This is a genomic window from Nonomuraea sp. NPDC050202 (genome assembly GCF_040656115.1).
Lineage (GTDB): Bacteria > Actinomycetota > Actinomycetes > Streptosporangiales > Streptosporangiaceae > Nonomuraea.
In genome coordinates this window covers 295,286-309,373 of sequence record NZ_JBFALF010000010.1, presented here as the reverse complement: position 1 = coordinate 309,373, position 14,088 = coordinate 295,286, and the positions used below count along the sequence as shown (strand labels likewise).

General features: G+C 71.6%; 15 protein-coding genes. 7 read left to right on the top strand and 8 right to left on the bottom strand.

Annotation, left to right across the window (positions count from 1 at the left end; all coding sequences use genetic code 11):
- Both AB0I79_RS27555 and AB0I79_RS27550 read right to left on the bottom strand, forming a co-directional pair.
- A partial coding sequence (locus AB0I79_RS27555; RefSeq protein ID WP_357878259.1) for a Clp protease N-terminal domain-containing protein occupies nucleotides 1–662 on the bottom strand: 662 nt, incomplete at its 3' end.
- Between the two features lie 254 nt (nucleotides 663–916).
- Complete coding sequence (locus AB0I79_RS27550; RefSeq protein ID WP_357878257.1) at nucleotides 917–1,525, bottom strand: hypothetical protein; 609 nt, start codon at nucleotides 1,523–1,525, stop codon at nucleotides 917–919.
- 316 nt (nucleotides 1,526–1,841) lie between these two features.
- On the opposite strand from AB0I79_RS27550, the gene AB0I79_RS27545 reads away from it, so the two are divergent.
- Entirely contained in the window at nucleotides 1,842–3,683 is a 1,842-nt protein-coding gene (locus AB0I79_RS27545) for a serine hydrolase domain-containing protein (protein ID WP_357878254.1), read from the top strand.
- A 20-nt stretch (nucleotides 3,684–3,703) separates the two neighbouring features.
- Here the strand turns inward: AB0I79_RS27545 and AB0I79_RS27540 are convergent, their stop codons facing one another.
- Nucleotides 3,704–4,276 carry a helix-turn-helix transcriptional regulator gene (locus AB0I79_RS27540; protein ID WP_357878251.1) on the bottom strand — a complete coding sequence of 191 codons (573 nt, stop codon included), beginning with the start codon at nucleotides 4,274–4,276 and terminating at the stop codon, nucleotides 3,704–3,706.
- 94 nt (nucleotides 4,277–4,370) lie between these two features.
- Between AB0I79_RS27540 and AB0I79_RS27535 the strand changes: the two genes are divergently transcribed.
- A complete protein-coding gene (locus AB0I79_RS27535; RefSeq protein WP_357878248.1) occupies nucleotides 4,371–5,420 on the top strand; it encodes an alpha/beta fold hydrolase in 1,050 nt (349 codons plus the stop codon).
- A 30-nt stretch (nucleotides 5,421–5,450) separates the two neighbouring features.
- Here AB0I79_RS27535 and AB0I79_RS27530 read toward each other — a convergent pair whose 3' ends face one another.
- Nucleotides 5,451–7,817, bottom strand: coding sequence for a polysaccharide lyase 8 family protein (locus AB0I79_RS27530; RefSeq protein WP_357878245.1), 2,367 nt, complete (start codon nucleotides 7,815–7,817; stop codon nucleotides 5,451–5,453).
- A gap of 12 nt (nucleotides 7,818–7,829) precedes the next feature.
- Between AB0I79_RS27530 and AB0I79_RS27525 the strand changes: the two genes are divergently transcribed.
- Nucleotides 7,830–7,991: a hypothetical protein gene (locus tag AB0I79_RS27525; RefSeq protein WP_357878242.1), complete on the top strand. Its 162-nt coding sequence runs from the start codon at nucleotides 7,830–7,832 to the stop codon at nucleotides 7,989–7,991.
- A 61-nt stretch (nucleotides 7,992–8,052) separates the two neighbouring features.
- Here AB0I79_RS27525 and AB0I79_RS27520 read toward each other — a convergent pair whose 3' ends face one another.
- Entirely contained in the window at nucleotides 8,053–8,814 is a 762-nt protein-coding gene (locus AB0I79_RS27520; protein WP_357878239.1) for an NAD(P)-binding domain-containing protein, read from the bottom strand.
- A 51-nt stretch (nucleotides 8,815–8,865) separates the two neighbouring features.
- The gene (locus AB0I79_RS27515; protein ID WP_357878236.1) at nucleotides 8,866–10,305 is read right to left on the bottom strand and encodes an MFS transporter; all 1,440 of its coding nucleotides are present in this window, start codon (nucleotides 10,303–10,305) and stop codon (nucleotides 8,866–8,868) included.
- 154 nt (nucleotides 10,306–10,459) lie between these two features.
- Here AB0I79_RS27515 and AB0I79_RS27510 point away from each other — a divergent pair, with 154 nt between their 5' ends.
- Nucleotides 10,460–11,284 (top strand): TetR/AcrR family transcriptional regulator C-terminal ligand-binding domain-containing protein, encoded by an 825-nt coding sequence (locus AB0I79_RS27510; protein ID WP_357878233.1) that lies wholly within the window; start codon nucleotides 10,460–10,462, stop codon nucleotides 11,282–11,284.
- Between the two features lie 319 nt (nucleotides 11,285–11,603).
- Complete coding sequence (locus tag AB0I79_RS27505; protein ID WP_357878230.1) at nucleotides 11,604–11,747, top strand: hypothetical protein; 144 nt, start codon at nucleotides 11,604–11,606, stop codon at nucleotides 11,745–11,747.
- 203 nt (nucleotides 11,748–11,950) lie between these two features.
- Here the strand turns inward: AB0I79_RS27505 and AB0I79_RS27500 are convergent, their stop codons facing one another.
- Complete coding sequence (locus AB0I79_RS27500) at nucleotides 11,951–12,232, bottom strand: pyridoxamine 5'-phosphate oxidase family protein (RefSeq protein WP_357878227.1); 282 nt, start codon at nucleotides 12,230–12,232, stop codon at nucleotides 11,951–11,953.
- A gap of 66 nt (nucleotides 12,233–12,298) precedes the next feature.
- Between AB0I79_RS27500 and AB0I79_RS27495 the strand changes: the two genes are divergently transcribed.
- On the top strand, nucleotides 12,299–12,748 hold the full coding sequence (locus AB0I79_RS27495) for a helix-turn-helix domain-containing protein (protein ID WP_357878224.1): 450 nt from the start codon (nucleotides 12,299–12,301) through the stop codon (nucleotides 12,746–12,748).
- A gap of 199 nt (nucleotides 12,749–12,947) precedes the next feature.
- Here AB0I79_RS27495 and AB0I79_RS27490 read toward each other — a convergent pair whose 3' ends face one another.
- Nucleotides 12,948–13,448, bottom strand: a complete 501-nt coding sequence (locus AB0I79_RS27490) for an SgcJ/EcaC family oxidoreductase (protein ID WP_357878221.1) — start codon at nucleotides 13,446–13,448, stop codon at nucleotides 12,948–12,950.
- Nucleotides 13,449–13,514: 66 nt separating this feature from the next.
- On the opposite strand from AB0I79_RS27490, the gene AB0I79_RS27485 reads away from it, so the two are divergent.
- Nucleotides 13,515–13,985: a MarR family transcriptional regulator gene (locus AB0I79_RS27485; protein ID WP_357878218.1), complete on the top strand. Its 471-nt coding sequence runs from the start codon at nucleotides 13,515–13,517 to the stop codon at nucleotides 13,983–13,985.
- Nucleotides 13,986–14,088: the final 103 nt, after the last annotated feature.

Here is a 14,088-nt window from a genome sequence, read left to right as displayed (position 1 = left end):
ACGGCGGTCTTGCCGACGCCGGGCTCGCCGATGAGAACGGGGTTGTTCTTGGTCCTGCGGGACAGGACCTGCATGACCCGCTCGATCTCCTTCTCCCGGCCGATCACCGGATCCAGCTTGCCCTCGCGGGCTGCCTGGGTCAGGTTACGGCCGAACTGGTCGAGCACCACGGCGGTCGGCCGGACCTGCTCCTCAAGGGCCAGGGGCGGGGCCTGCTGGCCGTCCCCGCGCCCGGAGAGCGACTGCAGGACCCAGCTCCGCACTCGCCGGGGATCGGCCTCGAGCTTCATCAGCACCTGAGCGGCCACGCCCTCACCCTCGCGGATGAGCCCGAGCAGGAGGTGCTCGGTGCCGATGTAGTCGTGCCCCAGCTGCAAAGCCTCACGAACCGACAGCTCCAGGACCCTCTTGGCCCGCGCGGTGAACGGGATGTGCCCCGACTCGGCCGGCCGGCCCTGCCCTATGATCTCCTCGATCTGCAGGCGGACCCCGTCGATGCTGACCCCCAGGCTTTTCAGGGCCTGGGCGGCCACCCCCTTGCCCTCATGGATCAGGCCGAGCAGAAGGTGCTCCGTGCCGATGAAATTGTGGTTGAGCGTCCTGGCCTCCTCCTGCGCCAGCACGACGGCACGCCTCGCTTGGTCGGTGAACTTCTCGAACATCTCAAGCCTCCTGGCGGAGCGGAAATGCCGGATGAGCAGCGGGGCGCACGGGCTCGGTGCGGAGCCGTACTCGATCAGCGGGTGTCGGTGCCGGCCATGATGTCCCCGGGTAGATCCCACGCGTTCCACGGAACGGGCGGTGTGATCACCGCGCGACATCGTCCTGCGTACTGAATCGGCGACTACTGCCCTTCGCAGGGGGCTGCGTGGGCGAACTCGTCGGGCTCAAGCGGATATCCCGGCTAACTTCCACCTTAGTACTCTTCGCGGTGATTGCTCCTGATTGCGCCACCGGCCGAACGAGCTGGAGTGACATCCCGCCGGGAGGCCGGTGCGAGATCCGCGTCGAAGTACGGGCTCAGCAGCGGGCCCAGCGTGGCCGCCATCAGCCGGTCGCCCGGCTCGATGGCCCGTCGCGCGCCGTCGAACGGCACCCCCAGCGTGCTGACCGCGCTCGTGCCCCGCGACCTGACGACGATCTTCAGCATGTCGTCGATGCCGTTGCGGCGCAGGAACGTGTCGGCGAAGTCCCGCTCCGGGCCGGTCGCCCGCAGGCGGAGCTGCCCGAGGGTCGCCATGCCGTGGCGGGTCAGGCAGGAGACCCCGTCGCGCGAGGCGAACGGATTGTTCCAGCGCCAGCGCTCGACGTACTCCTCCACGAAGTCGGGCCGGAACGTGGTGAGGTACTGCTCCTCGCCGCCGTTTCCCAGCGCCAGGTACGCGGGGTTCTCGGCCACGAACGCGTCGACCCACCCGAGGTGGACGGCCAGGGCCTCGGCCAGCACCGGATAGAGCGTCCCCCGCCGGGCCGCGGCCACCTGCTCCAGCACCTTGATGAGCTTTCGGTATTCCAGCTGTTCCACGGATCCGCCATCGCACTCGTTCGTCGTTTCGGGCGCGGCCGGCCTGGTGGGCTGCGGCGTTCTCGCCTTCTCCAGGATTCCGTAACGGGCAGCCGGTCATCCATGACTTGACCAAGGAATCCGCTTCAACGGTCCATGTCCGGGACGCTCTCCGGGCGCCGATGGCGGCGAATCCGGCAAACACCCCACTCGGCGGCCACCGCTCCTGGTCAGGACCCTCTCCTCGCGGGCGGTGGGGTGCGAGGCGGACCGGCGACGGCGGCCCGGCGGTGTAGGTCTAAGATCGTTGGGCCCCGTCCCGAGGAGGAGTGACCACATGGACCGCCGACGTTTCCTGGCCCTGGCAGGCGCCGCCGGCCTCGGTGCCGCGACCGGACACGTCGCCCCCGCCCACGCCGCGAGCTACCCCCACTACGACGGCGGCATCCCCGACGAGGCGCGCACCAAGCTGGGCGAGCTGGCCGCGTACGGTGTCACAGCGCTCGCCTTCACTCCCTCCGGCGGCTGGGTCGTCGTCACCCAGGACGGCCGCTACTTCGCCCGCGGCATCCCCGACGCCTGCTTCACCGAGATCGGCAGGCTCAGCGCCTCCGGCAGGAAGATCCACTGCGTGGCCTTCCCGCCGGAGGGTGGCGACCGATGGGTGATCACCACCGACCGGGGCGTGACGGCGCGCGGCATCCCCGAGGCGTGCAAGCTGCGCATCGACGCGTTCTACCAGGCCGGGCAGCAGGTCGTCGACGTCGCCTTCCCGCCGGCCGGCGGCGACCGCTGGGTGGTGACCGCCTCCGCCGGCTACCACGCCAAGGGCGTGGACGACGAGTGCTACCAGATGATGCGCAACCTCACGCAGGGCGGGCGCCGCATCACCCGCGTCGCCTTCCCCCGCGCCGGCGGCTGGACGGTCGTGGCCCAGGACGAGTTCCACGCCCGCGGCATCCCCGACGCCTGCTTCGACCGCATGAACACCCTGGCGTCCGGCGGCTGGCAGGTGCACAACGTGGCCTTCTCGCCGGCCGGCGGCTGGGCGCTCGCCTCGCGCGGCAAGGTCCCCGCGCTGCCCGCCGACAAGGTGCGCCAGGTCGAGAACGCGGTCGGCGGCTCGACGATCTGGCAGCGGATGAACGCCTACCGGACGCCCGGGGTCGCTGTCGCGGTGGTCGTCGGCAACAAGATCGCCTGGTCGACCGGTTACGGCCTGCTGGAGGCAGGCGGCGCCGCGGCGGCCCACCCCGAGACCGCGTTCCAGGCCGCCTCCATCAGCAAGGCCGTCACCGCGATCGGCGTCCTGCGCCTGCTGCAGACCCGCAAGATCGCGCTCGGCGCCGACATCCGCCCCTACCTCGGCTGGACGCTGCCCCGCCGTTCCTGCGTGACCTCCACGGCGGTGCCCACGATCGACCGGATGCTGACCCACCGCGCCGGCGTGATCGGCCGCGGCTCCACCACCCCGGCGAGCGCCTGCACCGGGTTCGACGCGGGCGGCGGCGGCTTCCCCGGCTACGGCCCGGACGCGACCGTCCCCACGCTGCTGGAGGTCATGAACGGCGCGGGCAACACCCCGAAGATCGAGCTGACCACCGCGCCGGGCGCCGGGTACCACTACTCGGGAGCCGGGTTCGTGCTCCTGCAGCGGATGGTGGAGCAGCAGACCGGCATGACGCTGGCCGGGTACATGCAGCAGGAGGTGTTCGCGCCGCTCGCCATGACCACCAGCTCCTACGCCCTCGCCCCCGCCTTCGAGCTGGCCGCCGGCCACACCGCCACCGGCGCGGTGATCCCCGGCAGGCGCAACCGCTACCCCGAGTCGGCCGCCGCCGGCCTCTACACCAACGTGCTCGACCTGTGCCGCCTGGTGTCCTACGTCAACCGGGCCTACACCGCCTCCGGCGACATCGCCGGCCCGCTCACCAGGGCCTCGGTCCGTACGCTGCTCAGCCAGGGCCCCCAGCCCGGCATGGGCCGTGGCCTGTTCCTCGCCGGCGCGGGCACCGACGGCTTCTCCTACAGCCACGACGGCTCCAACTACGGCTTCAGGTCCGTGTTCACCGGCTACCCGAAGCTCGGCGCGGGTTTCGCCGTCCTGGCCAACGGCAGCAGCACGAGCCTGGTCACCGAGATCGCCGCCGCCGTCAGGAAGGTGTACGGCTGGCCCTGACCGGCACCCGGCACGGCACCTCAGACATCCGTGATGTGCACCCGCTCGCCCTGCTGTCCGTAGATGGCGATGGTCTCCGCCGGCATGTCGTCCCGGGCGTTGCCGATCCAGTGCGCGGTGTTGGTGTCGAACTCCGCCGCCTCGCCCGCCGTCAGCACCGTCCGGGTGTCGGTGAGCACGAGCTGGACCGCCCCGCGCAGCACGTAGAACCACTCCCGGCCGGGGTGCCTGTGGAACTTCGGCGGCGGGAGCTGCGAGACGGGGGGATAGATCACCTTGTACGCCTGCACGCCGCCCGTCTTGATGCCCAGCGGCACGAACGTCAGCCCGTGCTTGTGGAAGGGCCGCAGGTGAACCCGCGGATCGCCGGTGGCGGGGGCGGCGACGAGCTCGTCGATCGGCACCGCGTAGGCGCGGGCGAGCGGCAGGAGCTGTTCGAGGGTGGGGCGGATGTGCCCGCGTTCGAGCCGGGAGAGGGTGCTCGGCGTGAGCCCCGTGCGTTCCGCCAGGTCGGCGAGGGTGATGCCGAGAGCCTTGCGGAAGTGCCGCAGCCTCGGGCCGACGTTCTGCAGGACCGCTTCGTCTTCCGTCACCGCTGACACCTTCACTCCGATCCATGCGCGGACAGCTTTTGCAATCCTGCAAAAAAGTATGCGGAACTGCAAGGCCGCAGCTCAAGCTGGTGGCATGACACTGACTCGAAGCCGGCGGCGCCTGCTCCTCGGAGCCGCGGCGCTGACCCTCTCGCTCGCCGCGGGCAGCACTGCCGGGTGGAACATGCCCGACGGGGCGCCTCCCGCCGCGGCCTCGGCCTCGACGGCCGGACCGGCGACGTCGTACGACGCGGCGACCAAGCACGACGCGGCGTTCAACGCGACGTTCGAGCACAGGTTCGCGCAGGTCCGCGGCGTGCGCATGCATTACGTCACGGGCGGCAGGGGCCCGGCGCTGGTGCTGCTGCACGGCTGGCCGCAGACCTGGTACGAATGGCGGAAGGTGATGCCGGCCCTGGCCGAGCGTCACACCGTCTACGCCGTCGATCTGCCCGGCCTCGGCGACAGCGCGGGCAGCCCGGCGAGCTTCGACAAGAAGACCCTGGCCCGTTACGTCCACGGCCTGCTGCGTGACCGGATCGGGCTCGACAGCTTCGACCTGGTCGCGCACGACCTCGGCGGCGGGGTCGGGTTCCAGTACGTCTCCCAGTTCCCCGAGCGGGTGAGGTCGTACGTGCACATGGACTACCCGCTCCCCGGGCCGAAGCTGCCCGTCGCGCAGTACCGGACCTTCTCCTGGCACATGGCCTTCAACAGCCAGCAGGCGGTACCCGAGCGACTCGTCGACAACCCGGGCGACGTGCGCGAGTACCTCACGGCGTTCTACCCGCAGGTCGCCTACGGCGGAACGGCGTTCGGCGGCACGAGGACCCGGTCCCCCTTCACCGACGCGGAAGTCGACGAGTTCGTCCGCACCTACAGCCGCCAGGACGTCCTGCGCGCGGGATTCGAGCTCTACCGGACCCTGGACGAGGACGAGCGTGACAACGTCGCGGCCGCCCGCGTGGACACCCCCACGCTGCTCCTCACGGCCACCGGCTCCCTCGCCGCCACCCGGCCGACCGTGGCGCCGCTGCTGCGCAACATCACGCGCGCGGTCGAGATCCCCGAGTCGGGGCACTGGCTCGCGGAGGAGAACCCTGGGGCCGTGGCGCGGGAGATCCTCGCGTTCACGGCCAGGTGACGTCGCGACGATCGGTTGGTGTCGCGGGGTTCAGACCCGGACCACGGCGGTGCGGGCGTGCCCGCGGCTGCCGCCGAGCTCCACCTTGATCGCGCGCTTGGCCCTGCGCACGCCGCGGTCGCCCTCCTTGACCGATCTCACCGGCCAGGGCAGCGTGATCTTCACCTCGTCGGCGGTCCTGGACGGGTCCGCGACCGCGAGCCGTACCACCTCGTGGTCGCGGCGGACCAGCAGCGTGCACGGGCCGTCGGCGGCGAGCGGCCCGTGCGCGGTCTCGACGGTCCCGGCACGCCAGAAGACGGCGGCCAGCAGGTCGCCGCGGGAGACGGCCTGCACCGATCCGGAGTTGGCGAGGATCCTGAGCTGCAGGCCGTAGGCCGCGGTCCGCGCGGCGCAGGCGCCGGGCAGCACGGCGTAGGCGTAGCGCGCCTTGCGCGGATCGACGCCGTGGTCGATGACGATCGTCGTGTAGTGCCTGGTGACCGGGGTCCTGTCGCCGCCGGTGGTGGCGCCCTTGTCGATGTCCCGCCAGCGGCCGGTGCGCTTCTCGCGGATCACCTTGGCGCCGGCGCTGTCGCCGTCGAGCAGCGCGTAGCCGGCCACCCCGGGCAGGTGGATCCAGCCGTCGCCCCGTGCCAGCGGCGGATGGCCGTCGTGGGTGTTGCGGTTCTCCACGATGGTCTCGACGCGGCGGCCGTCGGAGGCGGAGATGCCGGCGCCGAGGGCGATCACCACGTCGTCGAGCAGGAACCACGCCTTCTTGGCCCGCAGGGACGAGCCGCCGGCGACCAGCTTCATGGCGGCCACGCCGTACTCGCCGTCCAGGGCCACGCCGCCCGCCCACGGGGTGGGCGGCAGGCGGCGATGCCCGTGCTGGAGATCGGCCCGTTCGCGGGTGTCGACCGTCGTGCCCGGCAGCCGGTACGGGTCGATCGTCGGCCACAGCTCGTCGTTCCAGTGGGTGAGGTCGCCGGTGTAGAGGTAGGTCATGCCGTCGCCGGTGTGCCAGCCGTGCAGGTTCTCCCGGTTCATGGCCTCGGCCGCGCCGATGCGCCGCGAGCTCATCGCGATCGCGAAGGCCCAGCCGGGGCGGCGGTGCACGACCCGGTCCATGTCGGCGAAGACGTACGTGCCCGTCGTGCGCGGGCCGACCGGGACCGACGGGTCGTCCAGCAGCGCCTTCGCCTTCGCGATGCTCGACAGCGGGGCGATCGTGTCGTACGGGATGGCCTGGTTGCGGGTGAGCCACCCCTTCACCAGCGGACGCCAGCGCCGGGCATGGCGCTCGGGCGCCGCGTCCAGCAAGGTGAGGATGGCCTCGACCGTCTTCTGCCCCGAGTGGTAGTCGCGGTGGCCCTGGCGCGAGATGGACCGGCCGCGCACGCAGTCCATCATCAGCCCGTCGAAGACGAACGGCACGAAGGAGCGATCCACGATGTCGTAGACCTTCTCGATGCCGGAGATCTCCCACGGTGACCGCGCGAGCATGACGATCAGCTTGGCCACGCTCTCCAGGTAGTCCACGCCGTAGGCGCCGGTGTAGGGGTACACGTCGTGCTGGATGAAGGAGCCGTCACGGTAGAAGCCGTCGCCCGGGCCCCTGGTCGGCCGCAGCAGGTCGGAGACCGCGTCCCTGGCCCGCCTGACCAGGCGGGCGTCGTGCGTGAGCAGCCCGCGCATGGCCACCGCCATGGCCTTGCCCGCGCGGTTGGCGCCGGTCTCGACCACGCCGGGATGGCTGACGCGGCGCTCCGGGTCGGGGCACCAGCGGCGTAACGGGCGCAGCCAGCGCTTGAGGCGGTCCTCAGGCAGGCCGTCGTACAGCAGGGCGCAGGTGTCGGTCAGCGAGCGGGGGACGCCGATCTCCCACCAGTACCAGTTGCTGCCGCGCGGGTCGAGGCTCTCGTGGTAGGCGTGCTCGTACAGGAAGTCCAGCGCCCTGACCGCGGTCTCGGCGACCTGATCGTCCCCGTGCATGGCGGTGCCCGGCGTCGCCCAGCCCAGCGCCAGCGTGCGCATGCGGTTGTAGGCGCGGTTGAAGTTGCCCGTACGGGGGTCGTCGAGCGGCAGGTCGGGCCAGAGGCTGGGGCGGCGGCCGGAGGAGAAGCGCAGCTTGCGCAGCACCGCGTTGGCCGAGCCCTCGACTGCCTGCGTCTTGTCGGCGTAGGCGGTGTTGTACTCGCCGCCGGCCAGCAAGCCCACCCACCGCTCCCGCGCGGCGTCGAACGCGGCGGCGCCGGCCGCTCCTCCGGTCGCTCCGCTGGTCGCCGCCACCCTGGCCGCTCCGCCCCCGAGGGTGGTCCCGGACGCCTCGGCCGGCCTGTCCCACAGGGCGAGGCCGGCCGCGGCGGCGGCGCCCAGCAGGGCGGAACGTCGGCTAAGGGGGTGGATCACCATGCGTATTAGGATATGGACACCCGATATTCGCGCATCCCCGCGTTCAGTTCGGCGTTCGGCTACTTCGCCGCCCTCGAGCAGTGGTACCTCGACGGCGGTAACCGCCCCATCGCCGACTACGTCGAGGAGGCCCTGCGTCCTCTGCGCGGCATCTGGGGCACGGAGCCGGCCTGAGCCAGGATCGCCCCGGACCGGCGAGGAGCTTGGGGCGGGTTGGTTCCGTGGTGGGCTGTGATCACCGCAGGTCGGCGAGAAGAGCGTCGAGAGCCGCGCGGAGGGCGTCGGAGTTGGCCTGGTCGAACCAGGTGGTGCGGATGCGCTGGTTGAGCCCGTTCGGGGTCTCGTGGTCGGCCGCGAGCCGGTCCAGGGAGCGGGACTCGTCGCTCAGGCTCCTGCCGACGCCCTGGAACAGGCCGCGGACGTAGCGGTCCGCCGCCTCGGCGGCCATGCCGTGCCCGGTGGCCCAGGACGTCAGGGTGGCGAGGTACCAGTAGTGGGAGGTCAGCGTCGCGGTCAGCGCCGAGAAGACGTTGAAGGCGGCCTCGTCGGCGACCGGGAGGACACCGCCCAGCGGCTCGAAGAGCGCGTCCACCACGGGATGCGACGGGCAGGTCACCGTGACGGAGCGGCGCTCGCGGATGGCGGGCAGGGGGATGGCCCGTACCAGCGGTGCGCCGGTGGCCAGCGTGCGGCGCAGGTCTTCGTTGGCGACGCCGCCCATCACGTTGACGACGGTCTTGTCGTCGTCCACCCGCAGGCCGGTCAGCGCCTCGTGCCGGTCCTGGGGGCGTACGGCGATGATCATCACCTCGGAGCGGGCCACCACGTCCTGGTTGTCCGCGCACACCTGGACGCTCTCGTAGCGCTCGGACAGCTCCGCGGCCGTGCGAGCCCCGCGGGGGGAGAGGAACACCTCGGGCGCCCCGTCGTCCCCCTCGCACAGCCCGGTCACGATCGCCCGGCCGATCTCGCCGACCCCCACGATGCCGATGCGCACTGTCGCTACCTCCTGGTGATGTGCCACCGCGAGGATATCGGCGAGCTCCGCTCAGGTCCGGGAGGGGACCTCGCCCTTCTTCCGCGGCCGGTGCCCGGTCACCTCGTGCCCCGCGTCGGGACGCAGCCGCACCATCAACAGGGCGCCGGCCAGCGCGACCGCGCCGGACAGCGCGAACGCGAGGGCGAAGTCGCCCTGGGTGAGCGGGGTCGCGGCCGGGCCGTGCGCGACCTGCAGGGCGATCGCGGCGGCGGCCACGCCCAGGGCCATGGAGATCTGCTGCATCATGCTGAAGAACGTCGAGGCCGAGGCCCGGTCGGCGGGGCCGATGTCCGCGAACGACAGCGTGTTGATACCGGTGAACTCGATCGACCGGGTCACCCCGGCGGCGAAGGCCACCACGGCGACCACGGCGAACCCCGTACGGGCATCCAGCAGCCCGAGCGCCCCGATCGACAGCGCCACCGCCACGCCGTTGCCGATCAGCACCGTACGGAACCCGAGCCGCCGCAGCAGCGGCGTGGTGATCGTCTTGACGACCAGGTTGCCCAGGAAGTACACCAGCACGATCTGGCCGGCCTCCAGCGGCGTCAGCCGCCACGCCTCCTGCAGCATGAGCGGGAGCAGGAACGGGGTCGCGCTGATCGCCAGCCGGATGAGGTTCCCGGCGTGCAGGGTGGAGGCCGCGAACGTGGGCACCCGCAGCGGCGCCAGGTCGATCAGCGGATGGGCGGCCCGGCGGAACCACCGGACGGCGGCCACGCCCACCAGCGAGCCGACGGCGAGCAGGGCGAGATCCAGGCCCACCGCCGACGGCTGCGCCAGCTCCGACAGGCCGTAGATCGTCAGGCTCAGCGCCGTGATGATCAGGACCGTTCCGGTGCGGTCCAGCGGTCTGGGATCGGGCTCGCGCAGGCCGGGGACATAGGCCAGCACCAGCGCGGTGCCGATCAGGGCGAGCGGCGCGTTGAGCAGGAAGATCCACTGCCAGCCGTACCAGGTGGTCAGGGCTCCGCCGACGACCGGGGCGATGACCGGCGCGATCAGGGCCGGCCAGGTGATCAGCGCCGTGGCCCGCAGCAGGTCCTCCTTGCCGGCGTTCCTGAGCACGATGATGCGGCCGACCGGCATCATCAGGGCGCCGCCGACGCCTTGGACGACGCGGGCGAGGACGAACTGCCACAGTTCCGTACAGGCCGCGCAGCCGACGGAGGCCAGGCCGAACACCACGATCGCGGTCGCGAACACCCGCTTGGCGCCGTACCGGTCCGACAGCCAGCCGCCGAGCGGGATGAAGGCCGCGCCCGCGACGACGTAGGCGGTGATGCCGATGTTCACGCTGACGGCGTCCACGCTGAACGTCTGCGCCATCTGGGGGAGCGAGGTGTTGATGATCGTGGTGTCGAGGTTCTGCATGAACCACGCCACGGCCACGATCAGGGCGACCCGCCGGGGAGCTCTCTGAAGCGGATCGCGGGGGACGTGCGGCATGTTCTCTCCGGGGGGTGCCGGACGCGCTGGGCCTCAGGCCGGTCCGAGGCCGGGCGACCGGCTCAGGTGCTCGGTGAACATGGTCACACACCGGCGCCGGGCCGCCTCGCGGTGGGGCCGGGGTCGCCGCGAAAGGCCGCGATAAGGTACGCGAGTGAGTCGCGAGCACGAGCGGAACGCGGGTGAGCGGGGGGCGACCGGCGCGCAGGCGGCGGAACGCCGTGCCAACACCGCCACCCCGTCCACCGACGCCGCCCGCCCCAGCGACCCGGCCCCGTCCAGCGACCCGGCCCCGTCCAGCGACCCGGCCCCGTCCAGCGACCCGGCCCCGTCCAGCGACCCGGCCCCGTCCAGCGACCCTGCCTCGCTCAACGACGCCGCCTCGCCCAGCGACGGTGGCGCGTCTCGCCGGCGCGGTGCCAAGCTGGAGGACGCGCTCCTCGACGCCGCCTGGGACGTCCTGCTCGAGCACGGATACCACGGCTTCACCTACGAGGCGGTCGCCGCCCGCGCCGGCACGAGCCGTCCCGTGCTCTACCGCCGCTGGCCTCACCGCGACGACCTGCTGCTGGCCACGCTCACCAGGTACTGGCGCCCGATCGCGGTGCCCGACACCGGCAGCCTCCGCGACGACGCGATCGGCTTTCTGCGCAACGCCGACGCCGACCGCGCGGGCATGATCACGCTGATGAGTGTGCAGCTCGTGGACTACTTCCAGGACACCGGCACGAGCCTAGGCGAGCTCCGCGACACCCTCCTGCCGCCGGGCCACCCGACCGCCTTCGGGACGATCGTGGCCCGCGCGGTCGAACGCGGCGAGCTGCCCGACGTGCCGCGCCCGCCCCGCGTGGTGAACCTGCCGCTGGACCTGCTGCGGCACGACCTGTTCATGACGATGCGCCCGGTGCCGGACGAGGCGATCGTCGAGATCGTGGACGAGGTGTGGCTGCCGCTGCTGGGAGTCCCTTCGGCTTCCTGAACGGCAGCCGCCCGGATCGCGGGCGACGAGCGGGACGACCGGCCCGGACATGGCGAAGGCCCTGCCGTCCGACGGGACGGCAGGGCCTTCGACGTGTGCGTACCGGTGTGCGTGTCGCCTCTCGGCGAAAGGCACAACGCGGCTCCAGCCGGACGGTAGTCCGCGAAGGCGAAAGGTGAGGCCCGGGGACACTGGGCACACCGGTCACGACATATGTAACCACCGCGGGGCCGCCGATGTTCCCGGCATGCCACTCGGCGTCCCGTCATGGTCGCTCGCACCTGGGACCCACGGCCGCGGCCACGGGCGTCGAGTCCTGATGCGGCAGCCCACCTTCGCGCGCCGGGCCGCGCAGTCCGTCACGGCGTTCGCGGCGGCGCGGGCGGATGGCTCGGAGGAGGCGGCCGAGCAGGCCTGGGTCGATGCGTACCTGCGCCTGGAGGTCGCTCTGGACCTGCACTGACGTCATTCCGGGCGCGGGGTCCAGATGCGGCTGCGCAGGTCCGTCCCGCGGATCACCTGGATGCGCCAGGGGTCCAGGCGCAGGACGTGGAGCTTGGGGTCGTCCGGCGACCGCCAGAAGTTGCCGAGGTCGTAGCCGGCCCCGCGCGGGCTGGTGGCGCGGTAGAGGTCCCAGACGTGCCGCTTGACGGCCGGCTCCTCGGCCTAGGTGGCCTCGGCCTCGATGGCGACCGAGTTGTTGCCCGGCTTCCAGTACGAGAAGGAGGTGTGCGGGTTGCGGGCCAGGTGGGCGGCCTTGACGGGCGTTGCGTAGGTGGCCAGCCAGCCGCGCGGGCGGCCGTCCACGCTCTCCCAGACGGGGATGAGGATGCGGGTGCGGGGGCGGTTCCGCGCGTCGACGGTGACCATGGTGGCGTACACGGTGGTGCCGACGAACGCGTTGAACTCGCTCTCGATCTCGGCGAAGGACGTGACCGTGGCGGTCATCCTGGTTGCTCCCTTATACGTGGTTCTCTTTGGTAACAAAGGAGTCTTGCGTCACCATGGGGGGCCATGGAAGACGGCACTTCAAAGGCACCGGGTTACTGCACGGGAACCGAGGACGACGAGGCCAGGCAGTGGGACGTGCGAGCGGACTGCGACGTGCGGCACATCCTCGACCGCGTCGCCGACAAGTGGTCGCTGCTGGTGATCGCGCTGCTGGAGCGGCGCACGATGCGGTTCACCGAGCTGCGCCGGGCCGTGGACGGCGTGAGCCAGCGGATGCTGACGGTCACGCTGCGGCAGCTCGAGCGGGACGGGCTGGTGAGACGGACGGTCTATCCGGTGGTGCCGCCCCGGGTGGAGTACGAGCTGACCGCGCTCGGCGTCTCGCTGCACGAAGTGATCAGGTCGCTGGTGATCTGGACGGAGGAGCACCAGCAGGAGATCTCCGACGCCCGCTCGGTCTACGATGAGCGGGCCGAGGAGCAGGAGCGGGAGCTCCAGGCCGTCACTCGGTGACGCTGTGAAGGCCCCGGAGAGGCACGGGCTGCTGGGGCCTTGCTGTCAGTCAGCGCCGGCCGAGGGCGGACCGGCGGGCTGAGCGTCGGCAGAACCCGAGCCGGTGGGCTCGGCGCCGGTCGAGGGCAAGCCGGTGGGCTCAGCGTCGGTAGAACCCGAGCCGGTGGGCTCGGCGCCGGCAGAACCCGAGCCGGTGAGCTCAGTGCCGGCCGAGGCCGAGTCGGTGGGCGATACGGGCCATGAGCTGGGACATCTTCGACGGGAACGCGTCAGGCTCGGGAACGGTGACCGGCCGGACGCGGCCGTTGTGGATGGCGCCGATCTTCCAGCCGGCCTCCGTGCGCACCACGACGATGGTCTGCCGCGACAGCCGCCGCTTGGGGAGCGTGGATCGCCACGGCATCAGGACGGAGGCCGTGCCGTACACGACGGCCACGTCCGGCGTGAGGTAGCGGACCGACTCCAGGTCGCCGATCAGAGCAGAGCCGGCCAGCACGCCGCGGAAGAGCTTGTCGTGGTTGCGCTGGTGCTGCGCCCGGCCGCGGGCGATGGTGCCGTCGTAGGAGACGTAGTCGGAGTCGTCGGTGAACAGAGCCCCGAACGCCTCGGCGTCGTTCGCCGTCCAGGCCGCCATGAAGTCGGCGAACAGCGTCTCGATCTGAGCGGTGTCAGCGGTCTGCGTCAGGGTGGTCGAGCGCATGGCGGTGCCTCCGAAGATGGTATCGTCGTTTCGAGCAACGAAATGTACGATAACAGAAAGGTTCGAATGTCGAAAAGTGGTGTCATCGGAGAGATCGCCATGGAGCTCCGGCAGTTGCAGCAGAGCTTCGACGCCTTCGACGAGGCGGCCGCCGCCAGGCTCGGCCTCAACCGCACCGACCTGCGCTGCCTTGACGTGGTGCTGGGCGAAGGGCCGGTGGCCGCGGGCCGGATCAGTGCCGCGCTGAAGCTGAGCCCGGCGGCCACCACCACGGTCATCGATCGGCTGGAGCGGGCGGGCATGGTGTCCCGTTCCCCCGATCCGGGCAACCGCCGCCGGGTCCTGGTCGCCGCGACCGACGCCGCCCGCTCGGCCGAGGCCGAGATCTTCGTCCCCGTCGGCCGGGCGGGCGCCGAGGCGCTGCGGGTGTACGGGGCGGACGCGCTGGCGGTCATCCTCGACTTCCTGCGTACGGCCCGCAGGGTCCAGGAGGAGCAGGCCGCCCGCGTCAGGACCCTCCTTGAGTCGAGGGGTTGAAAACGTCGTCTCTTATGGAGACAATGTTTTCGGCGCCTCGAAGGGTGAGGTGCCGGGCGTGGTACTACTGGAGATCCGCGAAGGAGGCCGGAAGGACGAGCTG